Below are 25,052 nucleotides of genomic sequence, written 5' to 3' on the forward strand. Positions count from 1 at the left end.
AAACGCTGCCGGGTTACATAGGCGAATACGCGTCGATTGCATGACCGCGGGGCAACTCGTGGTCCTCTGGTTTTTCGCAGCGCCGGCCGCTCCTTGAGAGCGCGCGGGCGCGATTTCGTATGTCTTGTCGACATGTGAAGTCAGCGGGGGACTGCAGTTGCATACGAATTTTTGGATGGACAAGGTAAAGGGCAAAGAATGCCGACCATCAACCAGTTGATCCGCAAGCCGCGGAAAGATCCGCCGAAGCGGAACAAGGTGCCGGCCATGGAGGCCTGCCCCCAGAAGCGTGGTGTTTGCACCCGCGTTTACACGACGACGCCGAAGAAGCCGAACTCGGCTCTGCGTAAGGTGGCCAAGATCCGCCTCACCAACGGCTTCGAAGTCATCGGCTACATCCCGGGTGAAGGTCACAACCTTCAGGAACACTCGGTGGTGATGATCCGCGGCGGCCGCGTCAAGGACTTGCCGGGTGTGCGCTACCACATCATCCGTGGTGTGCTCGATACCCAGGGCGTCAAGGATCGTAAGCAGCGCCGGTCTAAATACGGCGCCAAGCGGCCGAAGTAAGGAGCACATAAGATGTCCCGTCGTCACCGCGCTGAGAAACGCGAAATCAACCCGGATCCGAAGTTCGGGGATATTGTCGTCACCAAGTTCATGAACTCGATCATGTACGACGGCAAGAAGTCGACTGCAGAACGCATCGTCTACGGTGCCTTCGACGTCGTCGAGAACAAGACCCGCGAGAACCCCATCGAAGTGTTCCACGCTGCTCTTGAGAACGTCATGCCGCAGGTTGAAGTGCGCTCCCGCCGTGTTGGTGGTGCGACCTACCAGGTTCCGGTTGAAGTTCGTTCCGAGCGCCGTCAGGCGCTGGCAATCCGCTGGCTGATCACCGCAGCCCGCAACCGCAACGAAACCACTATGGTTGACCGCCTGTCCGGCGAACTGCTCGATGCAGCCAACAACCGTGGTACCGCAGTTAAGAAGCGCGAAGACACGCACCGGATGGCAGACGCCAACCGCGCATTCTCGCACTATCGCTGGTAATAAGTGACTTCGAAGGGCTGACGCTATGGCGCGCACGCATAAAATCGAGGACTACCGCAACTTCGGCATCATGGCTCACATCGATGCCGGCAAGACGACTACGACCGAGCGGATCCTCTTCTACACCGGCAAGAGCCACAAGATCGGCGAAGTCCATGACGGCGCAGCCACCATGGACTGGATGGAGCAGGAGCAGGAGCGTGGCATCACGATCACCTCTGCTGCGACGACCGCTTTCTGGAAAGAAAAGCGCCTGAACATCATCGACACCCCGGGCCACGTCGACTTCACCATTGAAGTCGAGCGTTCGCTCCGCGTGCTCGACGGTGCCGTCGCCCTTCTCGACGCCAACGCCGGTGTCGAGCCGCAGACCGAAACTGTCTGGCGTCAGGCCGACAAGTATCACGTCCCGCGGATGATCTTCGTCAACAAGATGGACAAGCTGGGCGCGGATTTCGACCGCTGCGTCAAGATGATCAAGGAACGCCTTGGTGCGAAGCCGCTGGTCATGCAGCTGCCCGTCGGTGCCGAAAGCGAATTCGCCGGCTGCGTCGACCTTCTGGAAATGAAGGCTCTGATCTGGCAGTCCGAAAACCTGGGCGCTGCCTGGGACGTCGTCGACATCCCGGCCGATCTGGCTGACCGTGCACAGGAAGCACGCGATGCCCTGATCGAGACCGTTGTCGAAATCGACGAAGCGGTTATGGAAGCCTATCTGGAAGGCGAAGAGCCCTCCAACGAGACGCTGAAGAAGCTGATCCGCAAGGGCACCATCAGCACCGAATTCGTTCCGGTGTTCTGTGGCTCCGCGTTCAAGAACAAGGGCGTTCAGCCGCTGCTCGACGCCGTCGTCGACTACCTGCCGAGCCCGGTCGAAGTGCCGGACATCAAGGGTATCGATCCGAAGACCGAAGCAGAAGTCCTGCGCAAGTCTTCCGACGAAGAGCCGCTCGGCCTGCTGGCGTTCAAGATCGCCAACGACCCGTTCGTCGGCTCCCTGACGTTCTGCCGCATCTATTCCGGCGTTCTGAACAAGGGCGTGTCCCTGCTGAACACCGTCAAGGACAAGCGCGAGCGCGTCGGCCGCATGATGCAGATGCACTCCAACTCCCGCGAAGACATCGATATTGCCTATGCAGGCGACATCGTTGCTATCGCAGGCCTGAAGGACACCACGACCGGCGACACCCTGTGTGATCCGCTGAAACCGGTGATCCTGGAGCGCATGGAATTCCCGGAGCCGGTCATCGAGATCGCCGTCGAGCCGAAGACCAAGGGCGACCAGGAAAAGATGGGCCTCGCGCTCAACCGCCTGGCAGCCGAAGATCCGTCCTTCCGCGTGAAGACGGACGAGGAATCCGGTCAGACCATCATCGCCGGCATGGGCGAACTTCACCTGGACATCATCGTCGACCGCATGCGTCGCGAGTTCAAGGTGGAAGCCAATATCGGTGCGCCGCAGGTTGCCTACCGCGAAACCATCACCAAGACCGCCGAAGTGGACTACACCCACAAGAAGCAGTCCGGTGGTTCGGGTCAGTTCGCCCGCGTCAAGCTGGTCATCGAGCCGGCCGAGGCGAATGCAGGCTTCGTGTTCGAGAGCAAGATCGTCGGTGGTACCGTTCCGAAGGAATATATCCCGGGCGTTTCCAAGGGTATCGAGAGTGTCATGTCTTCCGGTCCGCTGGCAGGCTTCCCGATGCTCGACATCAAGGCAACCCTGATCGACGGTGCCTACCACGACGTTGACTCCTCCGTCCTCGCCTTCGAAATCGCCGGCCGTGCCGGTTTCCGCGAAGGTATCGCAAAGGCCGGCCCGAAACTGCTCGAGCCGATCATGAAGGTCGAGGTTGTCACGCCGGAAGACTACATGGGTGACGTGATTGGTGACCTGAACTCCCGCCGCGGCCAGATCGCCGGCACGGAGAACCGGGGCGTCGTTACCGTCATCACCGCAATGGTCCCGCTGGCCAACATGTTTGGTTACGTGAACAACCTGCGTTCCATGTCTCAGGGCCGCGCACAGTACTCGATGGTGTTCGATCACTACGAGCAGGTGCCGCAGGCTGTCGCCGAAGAGGTTCAGGCGAAATACGCCTGATCCCGACCTCTTAACGTCAAGAAGAAATAGAGAAACGGAGTAATCCGATGGCGAAAGAAAAATTTGAGCGCAATAAGCCGCACGTTAACATTGGCACGATTGGCCACGTTGACCATGGCAAGACGACGCTGACCGCAGCAATCACGATGACCCTGGCTGAGACCGGTGGCGCTGTTGCTAAGGCTTACGACGAAATCGACGGCGCGCCTGAAGAAAAGGCACGCGGCATCACCATCTCCACGGCACACGTTGAGTACGAGACGGAAAACCGTCACTACGCTCACGTCGACTGCCCGGGCCACGCCGACTATGTGAAGAACATGATCACCGGCGCTGCCCAGATGGACGGTGCGATCCTGGTGTGCTCGGCCGCTGACGGCCCGATGCCGCAGACCCGTGAACACATCCTGCTCGCCCGCCAGGTTGGCGTGCCGGCTCTGGTCGTGTTCATGAACAAGGTTGACCAGGTCGACGACGAAGAGCTGCTCGAGCTCGTCGAAATGGAAATCCGCGAGCTGCTGTCTTCCTACGAGTTCCCGGGCGACGACATTCCGATCGTCAAGGGCTCTGCTCTGGCAGCCGTTGAAAACCGCGACCCGGCCATCGGCCGCGATGCGATCCGCGAGCTGATGTCTCAGGTCGACGCCTACATCCCGACCCCGGACCGTCCGAAGGACCTGCCGTTCCTGATGCCGATCGAAGACGTGTTCTCGATCTCCGGCCGCGGTACGGTTGTGACCGGCCGTGTCGAGCGTGGCATCGTCAAGGTTGGTGAAGAAGTCGAGATCGTCGGCATCAAGGACACCAAGAAGACGACCGTTACCGGCGTTGAAATGTTCCGCAAGCTGCTGGACAGCGGCGAAGCAGGTGACAACATCGGTGCTCTGATCCGCGGCGTGGGCCGTGAAGAGGTTGAGCGCGGCCAGGTTCTTTGCAAGCCGGGTACCGTTACCCCGCACACGAAGTTCAAGGCTGAGGCTTACATCCTCACCAAGGAAGAAGGCGGCCGTCATACCCCGTTCTTCACCAACTACCGCCCGCAGTTCTACTTCCGTACCACGGACGTGACCGGTGTGGTGTCCCTGCCGGAAGGCACGGAAATGGTGATGCCGGGCGACAACGTCTCCGTCGACGTTGAGCTGATCGTGCCGATCGCCATGGAAGAAGGCCTGCGCTTCGCTATCCGCGAAGGTGGCCGTACCGTCGGCGCCGGCGTCGTCGCATCCATCATCGAATAATCGACAGCCGGGCCTGCCGGCAGCTTTGAACAAAACGCGGGCAGGCCCGCAGTCTTATTGGGAACAACAACAATGAACGGTCAGAATATCCGGATCCGCCTCAAGGCGTTTGACCACCGTATTCTCGACGCCTCCACCAAGGAGATCGTCAATACGGCCAAGCGGACCGGTGCTCAGGTACGGGGTCCCGTGCCGCTGCCGACGCGGATTGAGAAGTACACCGTGCTTCGCGGCCCGCATATCGATAAGAAAAGCCGCGATCAGTTCGAGATGCGGACGCACAAGCGTCTTCTCGACATCGTTGATCCGACGCCCCAGACGGTGGACGCGCTCATGAAGCTCGACCTGGCCGCTGGTGTCGACGTCGAGATCAAGCTTTAAGGCGGGCGAAGGGGACAGATCATGCGTTCTGGAGTGATCGCTCAGAAAGTGGGCATGACCCGCATCTATAACGATGCAGGCGAACATGTTCCGGTCACTGTTCTGCGGCTGGAAAACTGCCAGGTGGTTGCCCACCGGACTGACGAAAAGAATGGTTACAATGCGCTGCAGCTCGGCGCGGGTACCCGCAAGGTAAAGAATACGCCGAAGGCGCTGCGCGGCCATTTTGCCGTCGCACAGGTCGAGCCGAAGCGGACTGTTGCCGAGTTCCGCGTCACCGCGGACAACATGATCGACGTTGGCGCGGAAATCACCGCTGACCACTACGTCGAAGGCCAGTTCGTCGACGTAACCGGCACCTCCATCGGTAAAGGTTTTGCCGGTGTGATGAAGCGCCACAACTTCGGTGGTGGCCGTGCATCTCACGGTAACTCGGTCTCGCACCGTTCGCACGGTTCCACCGGTCAGTGTCAGGACCCGGGCCGCGTGTTCAAGGGCAAGAAAATGGCCGGTCACATGGGCGATGTCCGCGTGACCACGCAGAACCTCAAGGTTGTGCGCACTGATGTTGAGCGTGGCCTGATCATGATCGAGGGCTCTGTTCCGGGCGCCAAGGGCGGCTGGATCCTGGTCCGCGACGCGATCAAAAAGGCGCTGCCGGAAAACGTTCCGGTTCCGGGTGCATTCAAGGCATCCGAAGCGACTGCGGCCGCCGGGAAGGAGAGTGAGTGATGGAACTCCAGGTCAAGACCCTCGAAGGCGGGGCGGCCGGTTCGATCACGGTGTCAGACGAGATCTTCGGTCTCGAGCCGCGCACCGATTTGATCCACCGCGTGGTGCGTTGGCAGCTGGCTAAGCGCCAGGCCGGCACCCACAAGGCCCTGGGCCGTTCGGAAGTTTCCGGCACGACGAAGAAATTCGTCCGCCAGAAGGGTTCCGGCGGCGCACGTCACGGCAACAAGAAGGCCCCGCAGTTCCGCGGTGGTGGCAAGGCATTCGGCCCGGTCGTTCGTGATCACAGCCATGACCTGCCGAAGAAGGTTCGCGCCCTCGGCCTGAAGCATGCTCTGTCGGCGAAAGCCAAGGCAGACAGCATCATTGTCGTCGAAGACGCAAAGGCAGCCGAAGCAAAGACCAAGGCACTGAAGGCACAGCTCGCAAAGCTTGGCCTCACCAGCGCCCTGATCATTGACGGCGCCGAAGTCGACAACAACTTCGCACTGGCCTCCCGCAACATTCCGCATCTGGATGTGCTGCCGGTTCAGGGCATCAACGTTTACGACATCCTGCGCGCCAACACCCTGGTGTTGACCAAGGCAGCGGTGTCCGCACTTGAGGAGCGCTTTAAATGAGCAATCTTCCTCACTACGACACGATCGTCGGCCCGGTGATCACCGAAAAGTCGACGATGGCTTCCGAAGAGAACAAGGTTGTCTTCAAGGTTGCGGGTGACGCGACGAAGCCGGAAATCAAGGCCGCAGTCGAAGCGCTGTTCGGTGTCAAGGTCACGGCTGTGAACACCCTGGTCCGCAAGGGCAAGGTGAAGCGCTTCCGCGGTCGCCTTGGCCGTCAGTCCGACTACAAGAAGGCCGTCGTAACGCTGCAGGAAGGTCACGCCATCGACGTGACCACCGGGCTCTAAGACGGGGACTGAAGAACAATGGCACTTAAGACATTCAACCCGACGTCCCCAGGCCGCCGTCAGCTGGTTCAGGTTGACCGGTCGGGTCTGTGGAAGGGCAAGCCGGTCAAGACCCTGACCGAAGGCCTGTCCAAGAGCGGTGGCCGTAACAACAACGGCCGCCTGACCTCCCCGAACCGCGGTGGTGGTCACAAGCGTTCCTACCGTCTTGTGGACTTCAAGCGCCGCAAGTGGGACGTGCCGGCAACGGTCGAGCGCCTGGAATACGATCCGAACCGGACCGCATTCATCGCTCTGATCCGTTACGAAGACGGTGAGCTGAGCTACATCCTGGCGCCGCAGCGCCTGGCAGCCGGCGACACTGTCATTGCCGGTGAATCCGTCGACGTGAAACCGGGCAATGCGGCGCCGCTGGCACGCATTCCGGTCGGTACGATCGTGCACAATGTCGAGCTGAAGCCGGGCAAAGGCGCCCAAATCGCTCGCTCTGCCGGTGCGTTCGTCCAGATCGTTGGCCGCGACCAGGGCTACACCACGCTTCGCCTGATGTCTGGCGAACAGCGCCGTGTGCTCGGCACCTGCATGGCTTCCATTGGCGCCGTGTCCAATCCGGACCACGCCAACGTGAACCTGGGTAAAGCAGGCCGCTCCCGCTGGCTTGGCATCAAACCGCATACCCGCGGTGTTGCCATGAACCCGATCGACCACCCGCATGGTGGTGGTGAAGGCCGGACCTCCGGCGGTCGTCATCCGGTTACTCCTTGGGGTAAACCGACCAAAGGTAAGCGCACGCGGCGCAATAAGCAGACTGATAAGTTTATCGTCCGCAGCCGCCACGCGCGTAAGAAGTAAAGGGCAAGGATCGTGGCACGTTCGATCTGGAAAGGTCCGTTTGTCGACGGGTATCTGCTGAATAAAGCGGACAAGGTACGTGAGTCCGGCCGCAACGAGGTCATCAAGACCTGGAGCCGCCGCTCGACGATCCTGCCGCAGTTCGTCGGTTTGACCTTCGGCGTCTACAACGGTCAGAAGCACGTTCCGGTGCTGGTGTCCGAGGAAATGATCGGTCACAAGTTCGGCGAGTTCTCGCCGAGCCGGACCTATTATGGCCACGGCGCCGACAAGAAGGCGAAGAGGAAGTAACGATGGGCAAGCCGAAGAGTGAGCGGACGCTCGCTGACAATGAGGCTCGGGCGATGACGCGGATGATCCGCGTTTCCCCCCGCAAGCTGAACCTCGTTGCGGCCTCGATCCGTGGCAAAAAGGTCGGTTCCGCGATTGCGGACCTGACATTCTCCCGCAAGCGCATCGCGCAGGACGTCAAGAAGACCCTGATGTCCGCCATTGCGAACGCGGAAAACAACCATGACCTGGACATCGACAACCTCGTGGTTGCCGAAGCACATGTCGGCAAGGCATTCGTGATCAAGCGCTTCCAGGCCCGTGCACGCGGACGCGTCGGCCGGATCGAGAAGCCGTTCTCGAACCTGACGATCGTCGTGCGCGAAGTTGAGGAGACTGCCTGATGGGACACAAAACTAATCCGATCGGCATGCGCCTCGGGATCAACCGCACCTGGGATTCCCGCTGGTACGCGAACAAGAACGAATACGGCACTCTTCTGCACGAAGATTTCCGCATCCGTGAGCTGCTGCTGAAGGAACTCAAGCAGGCTGCCGTCTCCAAGGTTGTCATCGAACGCCCGCACAAGAAGTGCCGCGTGTCCATCCATTCCGGCCGTCCGGGTGTGGTCATCGGCAAGAAGGGTGCGGACATCGAGCGTCTTCGCAAGAAGATCGCCGACATCACCAATTCCGAAGTGCACCTCAACATCGTTGAAGTGCGCAAGCCGGAGATCGACGCGACCCTGGTTGCCCAATCGATCGCTCAGCAGCTGGAACGCCGTGTTGCCTTCCGCCGCGCCATGAAGCGGGCCGTTCAGTCCGCCATGCGTCTCGGCGCCCAGGGCATCCGGATCAACTGCGGCGGCCGTCTCGGCGGTGCAGAAATCGCGCGTATCGAATGGTACCGCGAAGGCCGCGTGCCGCTCCACACCCTGCGTGCCGACATCGACTACGGTGTGGCAAGCGCTCACACGGCTTATGGCGTGTGCGGTGTGAAGGTCTGGATCTTCAAGGGTGAAATTCTGGAGCATGACCCGATGGCGTCCGAACGCCGTGCGACGTCTATCTCCGAAGGTAACCAGGGTGATCGCGGCGGACGCCGGGATCGGGGCCGCGAGCGCGCAGCTTAATTCAAGCTGCCAGACGCTCGTAAGACAAGAGAGACGAGAGAAGAACGATGCTGCAACCGAAGCGCACAAAGTTCCGCAAGCAGCACAAGGGCCGCATCCACGGCTTGTCGAAGGGAGGCACCGACCTCAACTTCGGCGCGTTCGGTCTGAAGGCTGTTGAGCCGGAGCGTGTTACCGCACGCCAGATCGAAGCGGCCCGTCGTGCTATGACCCGCCACATGAAGCGTGCGGGTCGTGTATGGATCCGTATCTTCCCGGACGTCCCGGTTTCCTCGAAGCCGGCCGAAGTCCGCATGGGTAAGGGTAAAGGTTCCCCGGATTTCTGGGCTTGCCGTGTCAAGCCGGGCCGGATCATGTTCGAAATCGACGGTGTGCCGGAAGACATTGCGCGTGAAGCAATGCGTCTTGCCGCCGCCAAGCTGCCGATCAAATGCCGCTTCGTTCAGCGTATCGGCGAGTAAGGCAGGCGAGGAGTTATTGCCATGAAGGCGACCGATGTACGGGCTAAGACCCTCGACGAGCTCCGCAGTGAGCTAGAAGGCCTGAAGAAAGAGCAGTTCAACCTGCGCTTCCAGCGGGCTACGGGTCAGCTTGAAAATACTGCGCGTGTCCGGCAGATCCGCCGCGACATCGCGCGCATCCAGACGATCATGCGCGAAAAGCGCGTGTCGGCGAACGCGTAAGGAGACGGCCATGCCGAAGCGTATATTGCAGGGCACCGTTGTCAGCGACGCCAATGACAAGACGGTGACGGTGAATGTGGAGCGCCGCTTCACGCACCCGCTGCTGAAGAAGACTGTGCGCCGGACCAAGAAGTACCGCGCACACGACGAAAACAACCAGTACAAGGTTGGCGACATTGTTCAGATTGAAGAATGCGCGCCGATCTCGAAGAACAAGCGTTGGACCGTGGTCACTCAGTGACCGCGATCCACTAGGTGAGCATCAGGCGCCCGTGACCCGAGCGCCAAGAGAAGAACAAGGCAGCCAGTCATGATTCAGATGCAAACAAACCTCGACGTCGCGGATAACTCCGGCGCGCGTCGTGTCATGTGCATCAAAGTGCTCGGCGGCTCCAAGCGCAAATACGCCCAGGTCGGCGACATCATTGTCGTTTCGGTCAAAGAGGCTATTCCGCGGGGCCGCGTCAAAAAGGGCGACGTGATGAAGGCTGTCGTCGTGCGCACGGCAAAGGATATCCGCCGTCCCGATGGCAGCGTGATCCGGTTCGACCGCAATGCGGCCGTGCTGGTCAACAACAACAAGGAGCCGATCGGCACCCGTATCTTTGGTCCGGTGCCGCGCGAACTCCGTGCAAAGAACCACATGAAAATCATTTCGCTCGCGCCGGAGGTGCTCTGATGGCTGCGAAAATTAAAAAAGGCGACACGGTGGTCGTGCTGACCGGCCGTGACAAGGGTAAGTCCGGCGAAGTCATCCAGATGCTGACCAGCGACAACAAGGCCCTGGTCCGTGGCATCAACATGGTCCGCCGTCACCAGAAGCAGACCCAGACGCAGGAAGCTGGCATCGTTGCTAAGGAAGCACCGATCCACCTGTCGAACATCGCGCTGGCCGATCCGAAGGACGGCAAGGCGACCCGCGTCGGCTTCAAAGTGCAGGACGATGGCACCAAGGTCCGTGTGGCCAAGCGTTCGGGAGACCTGATCGATGGCTGAGACCACTTATGTGCCGCGTCTGAAGACGCATTATGACGAAGTCGTGCGCAAGCAGCTTCTCGAGAAGTTCCAGTACAAGAACGTTATGCAGGTTCCGCAGCTGGAAAAGATCGTTCTGAACATCGGTGTCGGTGAAGCCGTCAGCGACTCCAAGAAGGCGCGCACCGCAGCAGACGACCTGGCCCTGATCGCCGGTCAGAAGCCGGTCATCACCAAGGCAAAGAAGTCCATCGCGACCTTCAAGGTCCGCGAAGGCATGCCGCTTGGTGCCAAGGTGACCCTGCGCCGTCAGCAGATGTTCGAATTTCTCGACCGTCTCGTCACCATCGCGCTGCCGCGCGTTCGTGACTTCCGCGGTCTGAACCCGAAGAGCTTCGACGGACGCGGTAACTACGCCATGGGCATCAAGGAGCACATCGTGTTTCCGGAAATCGAGTACGACAAGGTCGACCAGATCTGGGGCATGGACGTGATCATCTGCACCACGGCGCCGAATGACGACGAAGCGCGCGAGCTTCTGCGCGCGTTCAACTTCCCGTTCACGAAGTAACGGGCAAGGAAGGGAACGACGATGGCGAAGAAGAGCGCAATCGAGAAAAACAAGCGCCGCGAGAAGCTTGTAAAGAAATACGCTGAGAAGCGCGCAGCTCTGAAGGCTCAGGCAAAAGACGAAAGCCTGTCCCTGGAAGAGCGCTATTCCGCACGCCTGAAGCTGGCAAAACTGCCGCGGAACTCCGCGCCGAACCGCATTCGCAACCGTTGCGAAGTGTCCGGCCGTCCGCGCGGTTTTTACCGCAAGCTGAAGATGTCGCGTATTGCGCTTCGTGAACTGGGCTCCCTGGGTAAGATCCCGGGCCTGGTCAAGTCGAGCTGGTAAGGAGAAACTCCGATGGCAATTTCTGATCCGTTGGGGGATATGCTGACCCGCATTCGCAACGCCCAGATGCGTCGCAAGAACAAGGTCAGTTCACCAAATTCCAAATTGCGCGCACATGTACTTGATGTGCTCGCAAAAGAAGGATACATCCGTGGCTACACCACGGTTGAATACGAGGGCGGTAAGTCCGAGTTGGAAATCGAGCTGAAGTACTTCGACGGTGAACCGGTTATCCGCACGCTTGAGCGTGTGTCCAAGCCGGGCCGCCGCGTGTACTCGTCGGTGAAAAACATCCCGCATGTCTCCAATGGCCTGGGCGTGTCGATCATTTCGACCCCGCGCGGCGTCATGAGCGACCATCAGGCGCGGGAAGAAAACGTAGGTGGTGAGGTTCTTTGCCGCGTCTTCTGATGCGGCATCCTCGCTTTTGAAACAACGACAAGGTTGGTCAAATGTCTCGTATTGGCAAAAAGCCAGTCCCCGTGCCTAGCGGGGTAACGGCATCGATCGACGGTCAGACGGTTACGATCAAGGGCCCGAAAGGCGAAAAGTCTTTCGTGCTCAATGAGCTCGTTCTGGCCGAAATGACGGATGGTGGGATCAAGATTGATCCGCGCAACGACACCAAGCCGGCGCGCTCCATGTGGGGCATGAGCCGGACCATGGTGTCGAACCTGATCATGGGTGTGACCGAGGGCTTCAAGAAGGACCTCGCCATCACCGGTGTCGGTTACCGCGCACAGGTCCAGGGCAAGAACCTTCAGCTGGCGCTCGGTTTCTCCCACGATGTCATCTACGCGATCCCGGAAGGTATTGACATCGTGTGCCCGAAGCCGACGGAAATCAGCATCACCGGTACCGACAAACAGCGCGTCGGCCAGGTTGCAGCTGAGATCCGCGAATTCCGCCCGCCGGAGCCCTACAAGGGCAAAGGCGTTCGTTATGCGGGCGAGTTCATCGTTCGCAAAGAAGGCAAGAAGAAGTAACGGACCCAGATCATGGCGAACAGCAAACAAGCTTTCGAGCGCCGCCGCGATCGCGTGCGCCGTTCGATCCAGAAAGCCGCGAACGGTCGTCCGCGCCTTTCTGTCTTCCGCTCGTCGAAGCAGATCTACGCCCAGATCATCGACGATGCGAAGGGACATACCATTGTCTCTGCCTCTACGATCGAAGCAGATCTGAAGGGCAGCCTGAAAACGGGCGCCGACGTTGCTGCAGCCGCAGCCGTTGGCAAGCTTGTTGCCGAGCGTGCAGCCGCCGCCGGCGTCAAGCAGGTCGTGTTCGACCGTGGCGGGTATCAGTATCATGGGCGCGTCAAAGCGCTTGCTGATGCAGCCCGCGAAGGTGGACTTGAATTCTGACCAGCGCCCGTTGGCGCTCTTAAGAACGGAAGACGTATAAAATGGCGAGACAGGAAAATCGCGATCGCGAAGAGCGAGACAGCGAATTCGTCGACAAGCTCGTTCACATCAACCGCGTGGCGAAGGTGGTCAAGGGTGGCCGTCGTTTCGGCTTCGCAGCCCTCGTCGTGGTTGGTGACCAGAAGGGCCGTGTCGGCTTTGGACATGGCAAGGCACGTGAAGTGCCGGAAGCCATCCGCAAAGCAACCGAAGCTGCAAAGCGCACCATGATCCGCGTGCCGCTGCGCGAAGGCCGGACTCTGCATCACGATGTGGAAGGCCGTCACGGCGCAGGCAAGGTTCTGCTGCGTGCCGCACCGGCCGGTACCGGTATCATCGCCGGTGGTCCGATGCGTGCAGTTTTCGAAACGCTCGGTGTTCAGGACGTTGTGGCCAAGTCGCTGGGGACTTCAAACCCCTACAACATGGTCCGCGCTACCTTTGCCGCGCTGACCAAGGAAGACAGCCCGCGCTCCGTCGCTGCCCGCCGTGGCCTCAAGGTCTCGGTTCTGCAGTCCCGGCGTCGTGACAACACCGATGAGGCGGCTCCGGCTGCCGCTGAGGCTTGACCTTGGCGGCTCCGGCCCCCAGCTGAAAGAGGGTAGGTTCCATGGCGAACACCGAAAAGACTGTAACGGTCGAACAGATCGGTAGCCCGCTGCGCCGTCCGAAGGACCAGCGCGCGACGCTCATCGGTCTCGGCCTGAACAAGATGCACCGCCGTTCCACACTGAAGGACACTCCTGAAGTGCGCGGCATGATCAATAAGATCCAGCATCTCGTTCGCGTCGTCGAAGACAACGCGTAAGGACGGGGTGAGGAGTAAAGAACATGAAGCTCAACGAACTTCGTGACAACGAAGGTGCCACGAAAGACCGCATGCGCGTCGCTCGCGGCATCGGGTCCGGAAAAGGCAAGACCGGCGGCCGTGGCGTCAAGGGTCAGAAGTCCCGTTCCGGCGTTGCCATCAAAGGCTTTGAAGGCGGTCAGATGCCGCTTCACCGCCGTCTGCCGAAGCGCGGTTTCACGAACATTTTCGCCAACGACTACAACACTGTGTCCATTGGCCGTGTTCAGAAGGCGATCGATGCAGGCAAGCTGAACGCGTCCGAGACGGTCACCGTCGAAACGCTGAAGGCCGCAGGCGTTGTCAAGCGGGTCCGCGACGGTGTGCGCATCGTTGCCAACGGCGAGCTCACTGCAGCCGTGGCCTTTGAAGTTGCCGGCGCCTCCAAGGGTGCTGTTGCAGCGATCGAAAAAGCAGGCGGCAAGGTAGCCGTTCTTGGAGCTCAGGCTTAACAGCCTGGGCTTCACCCATTTCCTGGGCAAGCATTCCGGAGTAGGGCATGGCATCCGCCGCCGAGCAACTGGCGTCAAATCTCAATTTCTCAGCTTTCGCCAAGGCTGAAGAACTCAAAAAGCGCATCTGGTTCACACTGGGGGCGCTTTTGGTTTATCGACTGGGCACTTACATTCCGCTGCCCGGCATCAACCCCGAAGCCTTTGCGCAGGCCTTCAACCAGGCCCAGTCCGGCATCGTCGGCATGTTCAACATGTTCGCCGGTGGTGCCGTTGAGCGCATGGCGATCTTCGCGCTTGGCATCATGCCGTATATTTCCGCCTCCATCATCATGCAGCTGATGACGACCGTCGTGCCGTCTCTGGAGCAGCTGAAGAAGGAAGGCGAGCAGGGCCGCAAGGTCATCAACCAGTATACCCGCTACGGCACGGTCATTCTGGCCGCGTTGCAGGCCTATGGCATTGCCGTCGGTCTGGAAGGCGCGTCCAACGTGGTCGCCGATCCGGGCTGGTTCTTCCGCGCCTCGACGGTCCTGACCCTCGTTGGCGGCACCATGTTCCTGATGTGGCTGGGTGAACAGATCACCTCCCGCGGCATAGGCAACGGTATCTCGCTGATCATCTTCGCCGGCATTGTCGCCGGGCTGCCGGTCGCTCTCGTCAACGTGCTTGAGCTCGGCCGTCAGGGGTCTCTGTCGACGATCCTTATCCTCGGCGTTCTGATCCTGGCTGTCGTCGTGATCGCGCTGATCGTCTTCATGGAGCGGGCGCAGCGCCGTCTGCTGATCCAGTATCCGAAGCGGCAGATGGGCAACCGCATGTTCGAGGGCAACACCTCGTTCCTGCCGCTGAAGCTCAACACCGCTGGCGTCATTCCGCCGATCTTCGCGTCGTCGCTGCTTCTGGTTCCCGCAACCATCGGCGGTTTCAGCGCTGGTTCCAGCAACGAGTGGATCACCTACATCACGGCGGCGCTCGGGCATGGCCAGCCGCTGTTCATGGTGTTCTACGCGGCCATGATCATCTTCTTCTGCTTCTTCTATACGGCGATCGTCTTCAATCCGAGCGACACGGCCGACAATCTGAAGAAGCACGGCGGCTTCATTCCGGGTATCCGTCCGGGCGAGCGGACCGCGCAATATATCGACTATGTGCTGACCCGCATTACGGTGGTGGGCGCCATTTACATCACCGTCGTTTGTCTATTACCCGAATTCCTCATTTCGGCCACGGGCGTTCCGTTCTATTTCGGGGGCACCTCTTTGCTGATTGTCGTAAGCGTGACAATGGATACCGTGTCACAGATCCAGGGACACCTGCTTGCGCATCAGTATGAAGGCCTGGTGAAAAAAGCGAAACTGAGGGGGAAACGTAGATGAGGCTTATTCTGGTAGGACCGCCAGGAGCGGGGAAGGGGACACAAGCCGCGCACCTCGTTGCGAAATACGGGATCCCGCAGCTCTCCACGGGAGACATGCTGCGGGCCGCGGTGGCCGCCCAGACCCCGGTAGGCCTCAAAGCCAAGGAAGTCATGGATGCAGGCGGACTGGTGTCGGACGAGATCGTCGTCGGCATCATCCGTGACCGGATTGCCGAGGACGATGCCAGGAAGGGCTTCATCCTCGATGGCTTCCCCCGCACGCTGGCCCAGGCCGAAGCTCTGGACGAGATGCTGGAAGCAAGTGGATTGAAGCTGAATGCGGTGATCGAACTGCGTGTCGATCAGTCCAAGCTTGTCGATCGGATCATGAAGCGGGCCGCCGATGCGGAAGCTGCAGGGCAGCCGGTGCGCAAGGACGACGACCCCGAAGTCTTCAAGCAACGCCTTGAAGCTTACAACCGCGATACCGCAGTTGTTGTTCCCTATTACGAGAACACCGGCCTGCTTTCCGTCATCGATGGCATGCAGTCAATCGATCAGGTCACGGCGTCCATAGATTCCGTTCTTCAGGGACTTGACGAAAAGGTTTAGAGCCGTTAAACGACCCGCTCTACCTTACAGTTGAGCCGGTTCCATGTAAGTGGGGCCGGCTATCTCTGTGCCGGGGCTGCCCCGGCATTTTCGTACCCGCAGGGGCCGGACTCCACCGGACGCGGGCATTACCCACTGCGGCAAGGCATCAGCCGAACCGCTCCAAACATGGAGACGAACGTGGCACGTATTGCTGGCGTTAACATCCCGACGAACAAGCGCGTCGTTATCGCGCTTCAGTACATTCACGGCATTGGCCCGAAATTCGCCCAGGAAATCATCGAGAAGAACAACATCGATGCTGCCCGCCGCGTGAATGAACTTTCCGACGCTGAAGTTCTGTCCATCCGCGAAACCATCGACCGCGATTACATCGTGGAAGGCGACCTTCGCCGTGACACCGCCATGAACATCAAGCGTCTGATGGACCTTGGCTGCTACCGCGGCCTGCGTCACCGCCGCGGCCTTCCGGTTCGCGGCCAGCGGACGCACACGAACGCCCGTACCCGCAAGGGTCCGGCTAAGCCGATCGCAGGCAAGAAGAAATAATCATCCAACCGCGATTGGTGGTGGAGCTGCCGGCATTACGGCAGTGACGAGATCAAAACAAGGATAAGAGAATGGCTAAAGACACGACGCGCGTGCGTCGCCGCGAGCGCAAGAACATCTCTTCTGGCGTTGCGCATGTGAACTCCACGTTCAACAACACCATGATCACGATTACCGATGCACAGGGCAATGCGATCTCCTGGTCGTCCGCCGGCGCACTCGGTTTCAAGGGCTCCCGTAAGTCCACTCCGTATGCGGCCCAGGTTGCTGCGGAAGATGCTGCGAAGAAAGCTGCCGAACACGGCATGCGCACCCTGGAAGTGGAAGTGCGCGGTCCGGGTTCCGGTCGCGAATCCGCTCTGCGTGCCCTGCAGGCTGCCGGTTTCCTGATCACGTCCATCCGCGACGTGACGCCGATTCCGCACAATGGCTGCCGTCCGCGCAAGCGCCGCCGCGTCTAAGGCTTTCCGGCTTTAGGTACTTGTTTCTCCAAATGGCAAAGCATGGCCTGGCCCTGGTGCCAGGCGGGATAGCCGAAGGGACGAAAACGTGACCATTCAAAAGAACTGGCAAGAACTGATCAAGCCGACCAAACTCGAGATCAAGCCGGGTGAAGATCCGCGCTTTCTGGCGACCGTCGTCGCCGAGCCTCTCGAGCGTGGCTACGGTCTGACCCTTGGCAACGCGCTGCGCCGTATCCTGCTGTCTTCTCTGCAGGGCGCTGCCGTGACCGCGGTTCAGATCGATGGGGTGCTGCACGAGTTCTCGTCGATCCCGGGCGTTCGGGAAGATGTCACCGACATCGTGCTGAACATCAAGGAAATCGCCATCCGTATGGAAGGCGAGGGCCCCAAGCGCATGGTCGTGCGCAAGCAGGGTCCGGGCGTCGTCACTGCCGGCGACATCCAGACCGTCGGCGACGTCGAGGTTCTCAATCCGGAGCTGGTGCTCTGCACGCTGGACGAAGGCGCTGAAATCCGCATGGAATTCACCGTCAACACCGGCAAGGGCTACCATTCCTCCGACCGGAACCGTCCGGAAGATGCGCCGATTGGCCTGATCCCGGTCGACAGCCTGTACTCCCCGGTCAAGAAGGTCTCCTACAAGGTGGAAAACACCCGTGAAGGCCAGGTTCTTGACTACGATAAGCTGACCCTGACCGTCGAAACCGATGGTTCCGTCAAGCCGGATGATGCCGTGGCTTTCGCAGCGCGCATTCTGCAGGATCAGCTCTCCATCTTCGTCAATTTCGAAGAGCCGCAGCGCGAAGTCGCCGAGGACAGTGTCCCGGAACTGGCGTTCAATCCGGCCCTTCTGAAGAAAGTCGACGAGCTGGAACTGTCTGTCCGGTCTGCAAACTGCCTGAAGAACGACAATATCGTGTATATTGGCGATCTCATTCAGAAGACCGAAGCAGAAATGCTGCGGACCCCGAATTTCGGCCGCAAGTCGCTCAACGAGATCAAGGAAGTTCTCGCTCAGATGGGTCTCCATCTCGGCATGGAAGTCGCCAACTGGCCGCCGGAGAACATCGACGATCTCGCCAAGCGCTACGAAGACCATCAGTATTAAGGGGCGTACGCGTCCCTACGGATCAACCGGGCAAGTGCCGCGACAGGCAGACGACCCGATAGAAAAAGGAGAGGGCAATGCGCCACGGTAATTCCGGCCGCAAGCTCAACCGGACCTCTAGCCACCGCAAGGCTATGTTCGCAAACATGGCAGCGTCGCTGATCAAGCACGAGCAGATCGTCACGACCCTGCCGAAGGCCAAAGAAATGAAGCCGATCATCGACAAGCTCATCACCCTGGGCAAGCGCGGTGATCTTCATGCACGCCGCCAGGCCATCTCGCAGATTCGCGACACGGCCATGGTTGCCAAGCTGTTCGACACGCTCGGTGAGCGTTACAAGGACCGCGACGGTGGCTATTCCCGCGTGCTGAAGGCTGGTTTCCGCTACGGCGACAATGCTCCGATGGCTGTCATCGAGCTGGTCGACCGTGACCCGGAAGCCCGCGGCGCTGAAGATCGCGCTCGCGTCGAGGCTGAAGAAGCTGCTGAAAACGCAGCATAAATTTTTGCCACTAGCGGTAAACGGGAAGGCGGGCAATTTGCCCGCCTTTTTTGTTGCCGCGGAGTTTAATCACTCTTAGTTAATTGTGCCGAATACTGAGACCGGCGATTATCAATGATTTAAGGAAAACTTCCTAGCTTTGGAGCATGCCGCCTGGAGATGTGGGCGAGGCTGGGGAGAATTACTGTGATTGGCAAAACGAAACCGGGAACCCAGAAGAGAACAGCCTCTCTTCGTCTTTCCTTCGTCATTCCGGCACTGATGATCGTAATCACGGTTGCCGCCTGTGCCGCTGTCGGCGTGATCGGCTATGTCACCGGACGCGATGGTCTTGAAAAGGCCTCCACGGCCGAACTCGGTATGGTCGTGTCGGCGCGCTCTGCCTTGTTGAACTCGGTTCTGAGATCGGCCGAAGATGAGGTCATCAACCTGGCTTCCAGCGTTTCGGATCCGCTCAGCAACCTCGGCAACGCCACGATGAACCTTGCCAAGGAAAAGGACGAGATCCTCGGACTGTTCCAGAAAGGGGCGACGCCTGAAGAGAGGGCCGTCGAAACCGGCAAGGAACAGAAGACGATGTATGCCTGGCGCCACACGGAAGCGCACCCGGCGATGTTCAACATCTGGAAAAGCGGCGGCTATGCCGACGTCTACCTGATCGATCCGGCCGGCCTTATCCTTTATTCTGTCACCAAGGATGACGAATTCCTGACCAAGCTGGGCGAGGGCAGTGTTGCCGACAACACGGGGCTGCAAACTGTCTTCTCCGAGGCGATGAAGCTGGAAATCGGCCAGGTCGCCGCAAGCGGGTTCGAAACCTATGCGCCGGCTGACGGCAAGGGGTCGATGTTCCTGGCATCCCCTGTGTTTCTGAACTCCTTCGGAACGATCAGCATCAGCGGTGTTGCCGTCATTCGCATCGACTCCGATTTTCTGAACAATGTCGTCGCCAGCCGCGACAATCTGGGTGAAACCGGCCAGGTCTATGTTGTTGCCGAGGACGGAACGGTTCTGAGCGACATGCCGCTTTCAGGTGAACCGACTGCCCTGATTGCAAAGACGAGCGCGGAACCGGCCCTGACGGCTGCCAGCGGCACCGAAGCGGCTGCGATCGTGACTGCCGAAAGTGGTGTCGACAACCTGGTCGTTGCCAAGCCGATCAGCTTCCAGGGCCATCACTGGGCCATTGTTGCGGAAAAGAGCGTCGAGGAAACACTGTCTGCCGTCACCCACATGCGGGACCAGATGTTCCTGTGGTCGCTGGCGACCATTGCGGTTGCGGCCGTGATCGCGCTGTTCTTCTCCCGCTCCATTACCGGACCGCTGACGACGCTCGTCGGCGCGCTCAACGCGATTGCCGCTGGTGATCTTGGTGCGGAGATCAAGGCGGCCAAGCGCAAGGACGAGATTGGCGACATCGGCCGGGCTGTCCTGCAGATCCGCCAGAATGCTGCTGAGGAAAACGAGCGCCGCGCCGCCGAGGAAGCCGAGGATACCCGCCGCCAGACCGAGCAGCGCCAGGAAATGCTGGCAAGCCTTGCGGGGGACTTCGAGGCAACCGTCGGCAAGGTGGTCGACAAGGTGGCGCACACGGCTGCAACCTTGCGCGAATCCGCCAACAAGATGCGCAGCATGACCGATATCGCCGGCGAGACGTCTGCAAACGCCGCCACCATGTCGGAAGAAACGCTGGCGGAAGTGGAATCGATTGCAGCGGCCTCCGATCAGCTGTCGAGCTCGATCCAGGAAATCTCCACCCTGATCGAACGCTCTTCCAGCGTCGCTGCCGAAGCAACGAAGCGTGCAGAGACCACCAACGATACGGTGCGGTCGCTGGCTGAAGCCGCAAACCGCATCGGCGAAGTGGTGACGCTGATTTCCGACATCGCCGACCAGACCAACCTGCTTGCCCTCAACGCCACCATCGAGGCGGCGCGCGCGGGCGAAGCCGGCAAGGGCTTTGCGGTCGTTGCCTCCGAGGTCAAGGACCTTGCGTCCCAGACCGGCAAGGCGACCGGTGAAATCCAGCAGCAGATCGACGCCATTCGCGGTGCCACCGACGATGCCGTCGGTGCGATCGGCGATATCCAGAAGACCATCGACGAAATCACGCGGTCGGTGAGCGAGGTCGCGGCTGCCGTGACCGAGCAGAGCTATGCGACGCAGGGCATTGCGGAGAATACCCAGCGGGCGGCCGGTGGTACCTCAAAGGTGACCGAAGACATCCGCAACGTTTCCGCGCTTTCCAACGACACCAACATGGCGGCCCAGAACTTCTCAGAAGAAGCTGCCGACATGGCGACCAAGGCCGAGGAACTCGACCGCGAGGTGCGCAGCTTCCTGACCCAGGTTCGATCGGCCTGAACTCGAAAAACGTACTGAAAAGGGCCGCCGGATCTCCGGCGGCCCTTTTGTATTTGCCTCTTTTCCTCCCTATCTGCCATGTATCGCCATTGAGAAAAGAAGATTCGAACAAGAGGCACCTGTCATGCGTCTGGCTCCCTCCAGAATTTACAGAACCCTGATCCTCGCCGGCATTGCCGGTTTGATAGGTCTCAGTCCGGTTTACGCACAGACCTCCGAGGCCACTCCGGCGGATCTCAGGCTCGTTCCCCAGTCCGATGCGCAGATCAAACTGTCTTTCGCACCAATCGTGAAGAAGGTCGCGCCGGCAGTGGTCAACGTCTATGCCAGCCGCAAGGTTGTGCAGCAGCGCCGGCAGGTGTCGCCCTTCTTCGACGATCCATTTTTCCGGCGCTTCTTCGGCCAGCCGGGTGGCGGCGGTTTGGACCAGCCGCGGCAACGCGTGGAATCTTCGCTCGGCTCCGGCGTCATCATTTCCTCCGAAGGCACCGTCATCACCAACCATCACGTGATCAAGGACGCGGACGATGTCCGGGTCGCGCTGAACGACCGGCGCGAGTTCGATGCCGATATCGTGCTGATGGACGAACGCACGGACCTGGCTGTCCTGAAGATCCGGGGCGAGGGGCCGTTCGAGAGCGTCGACTTCGCCGATTCCGACGGTCTTGAGATTGGCGATATCGTGCTGGCCATCGGCAATCCCTTCGGTGTCGGCCAGACCGTGACCCAGGGCATCGTCTCGGCAACCGCGCGCACACAGGTTGGGGTGACCGACTTCCAGTTCTTCATTCAGACGGATGCGGCGATCAACCCGGGCAATTCCGGTGGAGCGCTGGTCGACATGTCGGGCAAGCTGGTCGGCATAAACACGGCGATCTTCTCCCGCTCCGGCGGTTCCAACGGCATTGGCTTCGCAATTCCGGCACACATGGCCCGGTTCGTTGCCACGGCGGCCGACCACGGTGGCAAGGTGCAGCGGCCCTGGCTGGGGGCGACCGTGCAGCTGGTCAATGCGGAAATCGCCGAAGCGCTCAGCCTCGACCGGCCGCGCGGCGTTCTCGTGACAGCTGTCTTCGAAGGCTCGCCTGCCTTCGAGGCCGGTCTCAAGGTGAGCGATCTGGTGATCTCGGTAGACGACAGGGAAGTCTCGGATCCGAACTCCTTCGGCTACCGCTTTGCCACAAGGATGATCGGCGAAACCAGCACCTTCGTGGTGCTGCGCGACGGCCGCGAGGAGACGGTCACCGTCAACCTGAAACCGGCACCCGAAACCGTGGCGCGCGATACGCGCGAATTGAAGGACTATTCGCCCTTTGAAGGCACCACCGTGATGAATCTGTCGCCTGCCGTTGCAGAAGAGGTCGGACTTGAAGGCCTGTTCGAAGGCGTCGTCATTTCGGAAGTCCGTCGCGGCAGCACGGCAGACAGGGTGGGCCTGCGTCCGGGCGATATCATTCGCGGCGTGAACCGGCAAACCATCGAAAGCACGCGCATGCTGGAGACGATCACCCGGACACCGCCCCGGGTCTGGCAGCTCGATATCGAGCGCGACGGCAAGGTGTCGCAGCTCATTCTGCGCGGTTAGGACGGAACGGGGCGTGAGCGACCTATTTGAAGCGTCCGGTCTCGGCAAATCCGGTCCGAGGCCGCTTGCAGACAGGATGCGGCCAGCGAAGCTGGCGGACGTCGTCGGGCAGGACCATTTGCTCGGGCTGGACGGCACGCTGTCGCGCATGCTGAAGACGCGCACGCTCGGCTCGCTGATCTTCTGGGGACCGCCGGGAACCGGCAAGACCACCATTGCCCGCCTGCTGGCGACGGAGACAGATCTCGCCTTTGAGCAGATCTCGGCTATCTTTTCCGGTGTCGCCGATCTGAAGAAGGTGTTCGAGGCGGCGCGGGCCCGGCGCATGAGCGGGCGCTCGACACTGCTGTTCGTCGACGAGATCCACCGCTTCAACCGGGCCCAGCAGGACAGTTTCCTGCCGGTCATGGAAGACGGCACGATCACGCTCGTCGGGGCGACAACCGAAAATCCGTCGTTCGAGCTGAACGCGGCTCTTCTGTCGCGTTCGCACGTGATGACCTTCCAGTCGCTCTCCACCGAAGCGATCGAGAGGCTGCTCGCCCGGGCGGAGGAAACGGAAGGCCGCAAGCTGCCGCTCGACGAAGACGCCCGCCAGGTGCTGATCCGCATGGCGGACGGGGACGGGCGCTCGTCTCTGACGCTGGCCGAAGACGTCTGGCGCGCGGCTTCCGAGGACGAGGTCTTCGATGCAGTGCGGCTGCAGGAGATCGTTCAGCGGCGCGCACCGATCTACGACAAGAGCGCGGACGGTCATTACAATCTGATCTCCGCCCTGCATAAATCCGTGCGCGGCTCGGACCCGGATGCGGCGCTGTACTGGTTCTGCCGGATGCTGGATGGCGGCGAGGATCCGATGTTTCTGGCCCGGCGCCTCATCCGCATGGCGGTGGAGGATATCGGTCTCGCCGATCCGCATGCGCTGGTGCAGGCCAACGCGGCGCGGGATGCCTATCAGATGCTGGGATCGCCCGAGGGCGAACTGGCGCTTGCCCAGGCGGTGATTTATCTGGCGACCGCACCGAAATCCAACGGTGCCTATGTTGCCTACAAGGCCGCCATGCGTGATGCCAAGTCAAGCGGCTCTCTGCTGCCGCCCAAGCACATCCTGAACGCGCCGACCAAGCTGATGAAGCAGGAAGGCTATGGCGACGGCTACCGGTACGATCACGATGCGCCGGACGGCTTTTCCGGCCAGGACTATTTTCCGGAGCAGATGGGCCGCAAGACCTATTACGACCCGCCGCAGCGCGGATTTGAGCGGGACCTGAGAAAACGCCTCGAATACTGGGACAAGCTGCGCAAGGAGCGGGGCTGAGTTTCCGTCCGGAAACCCGGGGGACCAAACACTCCCTCATCCTGAGGAAGCGCGTGAGCGCTGTCTCGAAGGATGGGCGGCAAACTCCGGAACAAGTGGCCCACCCTTCGAGAGGGACCTGATGGTCCTCCTCAAGATGAGATCGCAGAGTTGAAATTGAAGGTGTTTAGGAAACCTCAGGTGCTTCCAGCCTGTCGAGTGCGCTGCGAAGCGAGGAAACGAGCCGGTCCCGATCTTCGGCGCTCATGGCTTCCGGAAGATTGAGGAGCTGCTGGGAGACCGCCGACAGATCCGCCTTTGGTTTCGGTGCCTCTTCCTTCAAGCCGACCACCTCGTAGGTGGTGACGGGATAGGCGATGCCCTTGACGCTGACTTCGCCATTTTCAGCGCAGTTGATGTGCTCCTTCACCTGGGAATAGGTTTCGAAGGAAACGAGGATGGATCCTGGCGTAGCTAGGCTCTCCAACCGGGAAGCGGTGTTCACGCCCCGGCCGATAATCGTGTAGTCGAGCCGGTCCTCGCTGCCGAAATTTCCGACCGTGCAATAGTCCGTGTGGATGCCCATGCGGCACTTGAGCGGTTTGGAGATACCGGCTTCCTGCCAGGCGCCTTGCAGTTCGGTCATGCGGGCCTGCATTTCGATCGCCATGCGCACGCAGGCAAGAGCATCTTCCGTGACGCCGCGGGATTCCGGGTCGCCAAAGAAAATCAGGATCGCGTCGCCGACATACTTGTCGATCGTCGCGCCGTGTTTCAGCGCGATGTTCGACATCTCGGTCAGGTACTGGTTGAGAATGGCGGTCAGTTCTTCCGATTCCAGCCGGTCCGCGGTTTCGGTGAAATCGGCGATGTCGGAAAAGAAGACGGTCAGCTTCTTGCGGGTGGAGGCAATCTTGACCTCCTGTCGGCCCTCGAAGATCGATTTGTAGACCTGGGGCGACAGGTATTTCGCAAGCTGACTGGAAAGCTGCTCTAGCCGGGTCGACTGGTCCGCAAGTTGATCCTCGACCGCTTCGCCGTGCTCGATGGTGGCTTCGTAAAGGACACGAAGGTCTTCCAGTTCCGAACGCAAGCTTTCGTTCTCTGCCTGAAGTGCCAGCTGTGCAGCTTTCTGGTCCGAAGTCATGTGTTCCGCAGCAGGCTGCACTGTCCTTTTGACGCTTTTTCCCATTTGATCCGCACGATATTGATCACGGCACCTGCGCAGGCTTGCTGTCACAAGCTTTTCAGGAATCACCTTTGGTTGTTCCGCCTATCTTAGCGGA

34 protein-coding genes and 1 pseudogene are annotated in these 25,052 nt (G+C 60.3%); 34 read left to right on the forward strand and 1 reads right to left on the reverse strand.

Translation table 11 applies throughout. The features are described 5' to 3' along the window. Positions 1-198: 198 nt before the first annotated feature. The 34 genes from rpsL to ACX3M4_RS02025 all read left to right on the forward strand — a co-directional run bounded on the left by rpsL (position 199) and on the right by ACX3M4_RS02025 (position 23,787). Entirely contained in the window at positions 199-570 is a 372-nt protein-coding gene (gene rpsL / locus ACX3M4_RS01860; RefSeq protein ID WP_006936459.1) for a 30S ribosomal protein S12, read from the forward strand. A 12-nt stretch (positions 571-582) separates the two neighbouring features. After that, on the forward strand, positions 583-1,053 hold the full coding sequence (rpsG, locus tag ACX3M4_RS01865; protein ID WP_459356904.1) for a 30S ribosomal protein S7: 471 nt from the start codon (positions 583-585) through the stop codon (positions 1,051-1,053). 25 nt (positions 1,054-1,078) lie between these two features. Then, the gene (gene fusA, locus ACX3M4_RS01870; protein ID WP_459356905.1) at positions 1,079-3,154 is read left to right on the forward strand and encodes an elongation factor G; all 2,076 of its coding nucleotides are present in this window, start codon (positions 1,079-1,081) and stop codon (positions 3,152-3,154) included. Between the two features lie 47 nt (positions 3,155-3,201). Further along, a complete protein-coding gene (tuf, locus tag ACX3M4_RS01875) occupies positions 3,202-4,392 on the forward strand; it encodes an elongation factor Tu (RefSeq protein ID WP_459356906.1) in 1,191 nt (396 codons plus the stop codon). A gap of 72 nt (positions 4,393-4,464) precedes the next feature. Further along, positions 4,465-4,773 carry a 30S ribosomal protein S10 gene (rpsJ, locus tag ACX3M4_RS01880; RefSeq protein WP_006936455.1) on the forward strand — a complete coding sequence of 103 codons (309 nt, stop codon included), beginning with the start codon at positions 4,465-4,467 and terminating at the stop codon, positions 4,771-4,773. Between the two features lie 21 nt (positions 4,774-4,794). Continuing rightward, positions 4,795-5,505 carry a 50S ribosomal protein L3 gene (gene rplC / locus ACX3M4_RS01885; protein ID WP_459356907.1) on the forward strand — a complete coding sequence of 237 codons (711 nt, stop codon included), beginning with the start codon at positions 4,795-4,797 and terminating at the stop codon, positions 5,503-5,505. After that, positions 5,505-6,125 carry a 50S ribosomal protein L4 gene (rplD, locus tag ACX3M4_RS01890; protein ID WP_459356908.1) on the forward strand — a complete coding sequence of 207 codons (621 nt, stop codon included), beginning with the start codon at positions 5,505-5,507 and terminating at the stop codon, positions 6,123-6,125. The genes rplC and rplD overlap by 1 nt, the downstream gene beginning before the upstream one ends. Next, positions 6,122-6,415 (forward strand): 50S ribosomal protein L23, encoded by a 294-nt coding sequence (locus ACX3M4_RS01895; RefSeq protein ID WP_459356909.1) that lies wholly within the window; start codon positions 6,122-6,124, stop codon positions 6,413-6,415. The genes rplD and ACX3M4_RS01895 overlap by 4 nt, the downstream gene beginning before the upstream one ends. 18 nt (positions 6,416-6,433) lie before the next feature. Next, positions 6,434-7,267 carry a 50S ribosomal protein L2 gene (gene rplB / locus ACX3M4_RS01900; protein ID WP_459356910.1) on the forward strand — a complete coding sequence of 278 codons (834 nt, stop codon included), beginning with the start codon at positions 6,434-6,436 and terminating at the stop codon, positions 7,265-7,267. A gap of 12 nt (positions 7,268-7,279) precedes the next feature. After that, positions 7,280-7,558 carry a 30S ribosomal protein S19 gene (rpsS, locus tag ACX3M4_RS01905; protein ID WP_029061775.1) on the forward strand — a complete coding sequence of 93 codons (279 nt, stop codon included), beginning with the start codon at positions 7,280-7,282 and terminating at the stop codon, positions 7,556-7,558. 2 nt (positions 7,559-7,560) lie between these two features. Beyond that, entirely contained in the window at positions 7,561-7,941 is a 381-nt protein-coding gene (gene rplV, locus ACX3M4_RS01910; protein WP_094071098.1) for a 50S ribosomal protein L22, read from the forward strand. Next, positions 7,941-8,669, forward strand: a complete 729-nt coding sequence (gene rpsC / locus ACX3M4_RS01915) for a 30S ribosomal protein S3 (protein WP_459356911.1) — start codon at positions 7,941-7,943, stop codon at positions 8,667-8,669. The genes rplV and rpsC overlap by 1 nt, the downstream gene beginning before the upstream one ends. A 47-nt stretch (positions 8,670-8,716) precedes the next feature. Then, complete coding sequence (gene rplP, locus ACX3M4_RS01920) at positions 8,717-9,130, forward strand: 50S ribosomal protein L16 (protein WP_459356912.1); 414 nt, start codon at positions 8,717-8,719, stop codon at positions 9,128-9,130. A gap of 21 nt (positions 9,131-9,151) precedes the next feature. After that, positions 9,152-9,352, forward strand: a complete 201-nt coding sequence (rpmC, locus tag ACX3M4_RS01925; RefSeq protein ID WP_006936445.1) for a 50S ribosomal protein L29 — start codon at positions 9,152-9,154, stop codon at positions 9,350-9,352. Positions 9,353-9,362: 10 nt separating this feature from the next. Further along, entirely contained in the window at positions 9,363-9,593 is a 231-nt protein-coding gene (gene rpsQ / locus ACX3M4_RS01930) for a 30S ribosomal protein S17 (protein WP_459356913.1), read from the forward strand. A gap of 69 nt (positions 9,594-9,662) precedes the next feature. Next, positions 9,663-10,031, forward strand: coding sequence for a 50S ribosomal protein L14 (rplN, locus tag ACX3M4_RS01935; protein WP_006936443.1), 369 nt, complete (start codon positions 9,663-9,665; stop codon positions 10,029-10,031). Beyond that, complete coding sequence (rplX, locus tag ACX3M4_RS01940; protein ID WP_459356914.1) at positions 10,031-10,348, forward strand: 50S ribosomal protein L24; 318 nt, start codon at positions 10,031-10,033, stop codon at positions 10,346-10,348. The genes rplN and rplX overlap by 1 nt, the downstream gene beginning before the upstream one ends. Further along, positions 10,341-10,898 carry a 50S ribosomal protein L5 gene (rplE, locus tag ACX3M4_RS01945; RefSeq protein WP_459356915.1) on the forward strand — a complete coding sequence of 186 codons (558 nt, stop codon included), beginning with the start codon at positions 10,341-10,343 and terminating at the stop codon, positions 10,896-10,898. The genes rplX and rplE overlap by 8 nt, the downstream gene beginning before the upstream one ends. 21 nt (positions 10,899-10,919) lie before the next feature. Beyond that, positions 10,920-11,225, forward strand: coding sequence for a 30S ribosomal protein S14 (rpsN, locus tag ACX3M4_RS01950; protein WP_459356916.1), 306 nt, complete (start codon positions 10,920-10,922; stop codon positions 11,223-11,225). Positions 11,226-11,237: 12 nt separating this feature from the next. After that, a complete protein-coding gene (gene rpsH, locus ACX3M4_RS01955) occupies positions 11,238-11,636 on the forward strand; it encodes a 30S ribosomal protein S8 (protein ID WP_459356917.1) in 399 nt (132 codons plus the stop codon). 41 nt (positions 11,637-11,677) lie between these two features. Continuing rightward, on the forward strand, positions 11,678-12,211 hold the full coding sequence (gene rplF, locus ACX3M4_RS01960; RefSeq protein WP_459356918.1) for a 50S ribosomal protein L6: 534 nt from the start codon (positions 11,678-11,680) through the stop codon (positions 12,209-12,211). A gap of 12 nt (positions 12,212-12,223) precedes the next feature. After that, on the forward strand, positions 12,224-12,586 hold the full coding sequence (gene rplR, locus ACX3M4_RS01965) for a 50S ribosomal protein L18 (RefSeq protein ID WP_459356919.1): 363 nt from the start codon (positions 12,224-12,226) through the stop codon (positions 12,584-12,586). A gap of 41 nt (positions 12,587-12,627) precedes the next feature. Further along, positions 12,628-13,194 carry a 30S ribosomal protein S5 gene (rpsE, locus tag ACX3M4_RS01970; RefSeq protein WP_459356920.1) on the forward strand — a complete coding sequence of 189 codons (567 nt, stop codon included), beginning with the start codon at positions 12,628-12,630 and terminating at the stop codon, positions 13,192-13,194. 41 nt (positions 13,195-13,235) lie between these two features. After that, a complete protein-coding gene (gene rpmD, locus ACX3M4_RS01975) occupies positions 13,236-13,433 on the forward strand; it encodes a 50S ribosomal protein L30 (protein WP_459356921.1) in 198 nt (65 codons plus the stop codon). A gap of 23 nt (positions 13,434-13,456) precedes the next feature. Then, positions 13,457-13,924 (forward strand): 50S ribosomal protein L15, encoded by a 468-nt coding sequence (rplO, locus tag ACX3M4_RS01980; protein ID WP_459356922.1) that lies wholly within the window; start codon positions 13,457-13,459, stop codon positions 13,922-13,924. Between the two features lie 47 nt (positions 13,925-13,971). Next, on the forward strand, positions 13,972-15,303 hold the full coding sequence (gene secY / locus ACX3M4_RS01985; RefSeq protein ID WP_459356923.1) for a preprotein translocase subunit SecY: 1,332 nt from the start codon (positions 13,972-13,974) through the stop codon (positions 15,301-15,303). Next, the gene (locus ACX3M4_RS01990) at positions 15,300-15,896 is read left to right on the forward strand and encodes an adenylate kinase (RefSeq protein WP_459356924.1); all 597 of its coding nucleotides are present in this window, start codon (positions 15,300-15,302) and stop codon (positions 15,894-15,896) included. Before secY ends, ACX3M4_RS01990 begins: the two co-directional genes overlap by 4 nt. A gap of 180 nt (positions 15,897-16,076) precedes the next feature. Next, complete coding sequence (gene rpsM / locus ACX3M4_RS01995) at positions 16,077-16,445, forward strand: 30S ribosomal protein S13 (RefSeq protein WP_459356925.1); 369 nt, start codon at positions 16,077-16,079, stop codon at positions 16,443-16,445. A 71-nt stretch (positions 16,446-16,516) separates the two neighbouring features. Further along, positions 16,517-16,906, forward strand: a complete 390-nt coding sequence (gene rpsK / locus ACX3M4_RS02000; protein WP_006936427.1) for a 30S ribosomal protein S11 — start codon at positions 16,517-16,519, stop codon at positions 16,904-16,906. Positions 16,907-16,994: 88 nt separating this feature from the next. After that, on the forward strand, positions 16,995-18,017 hold the full coding sequence (locus tag ACX3M4_RS02005) for a DNA-directed RNA polymerase subunit alpha (RefSeq protein WP_459356926.1): 1,023 nt from the start codon (positions 16,995-16,997) through the stop codon (positions 18,015-18,017). Between the two features lie 77 nt (positions 18,018-18,094). Continuing rightward, entirely contained in the window at positions 18,095-18,520 is a 426-nt protein-coding gene (gene rplQ, locus ACX3M4_RS02010; protein ID WP_459356927.1) for a 50S ribosomal protein L17, read from the forward strand. Between the two features lie 186 nt (positions 18,521-18,706). Next, positions 18,707-20,884 carry a methyl-accepting chemotaxis protein gene (locus ACX3M4_RS02015; protein ID WP_459356928.1) on the forward strand — a complete coding sequence of 726 codons (2,178 nt, stop codon included), beginning with the start codon at positions 18,707-18,709 and terminating at the stop codon, positions 20,882-20,884. Positions 20,885-21,008: 124 nt separating this feature from the next. Then, positions 21,009-22,469 (forward strand): DegQ family serine endoprotease, encoded by a 1,461-nt coding sequence (locus ACX3M4_RS02020; RefSeq protein WP_459356929.1) that lies wholly within the window; start codon positions 21,009-21,011, stop codon positions 22,467-22,469. 13 nt (positions 22,470-22,482) lie between these two features. Then, entirely contained in the window at positions 22,483-23,787 is a 1,305-nt protein-coding gene (locus ACX3M4_RS02025; protein WP_459356930.1) for a replication-associated recombination protein A, read from the forward strand. A gap of 166 nt (positions 23,788-23,953) precedes the next feature. Here the strand turns inward: ACX3M4_RS02025 and ACX3M4_RS02030 are convergent. Next, positions 23,954-24,793 (reverse strand): annotated as a pseudogene (locus ACX3M4_RS02030) (adenylate/guanylate cyclase domain-containing protein); the annotation flags it as partial. Positions 24,794-25,052: the final 259 nt, after the last annotated feature.

It is taken from the genome of Roseibium sp. M-1 (assembly GCF_054515675.1).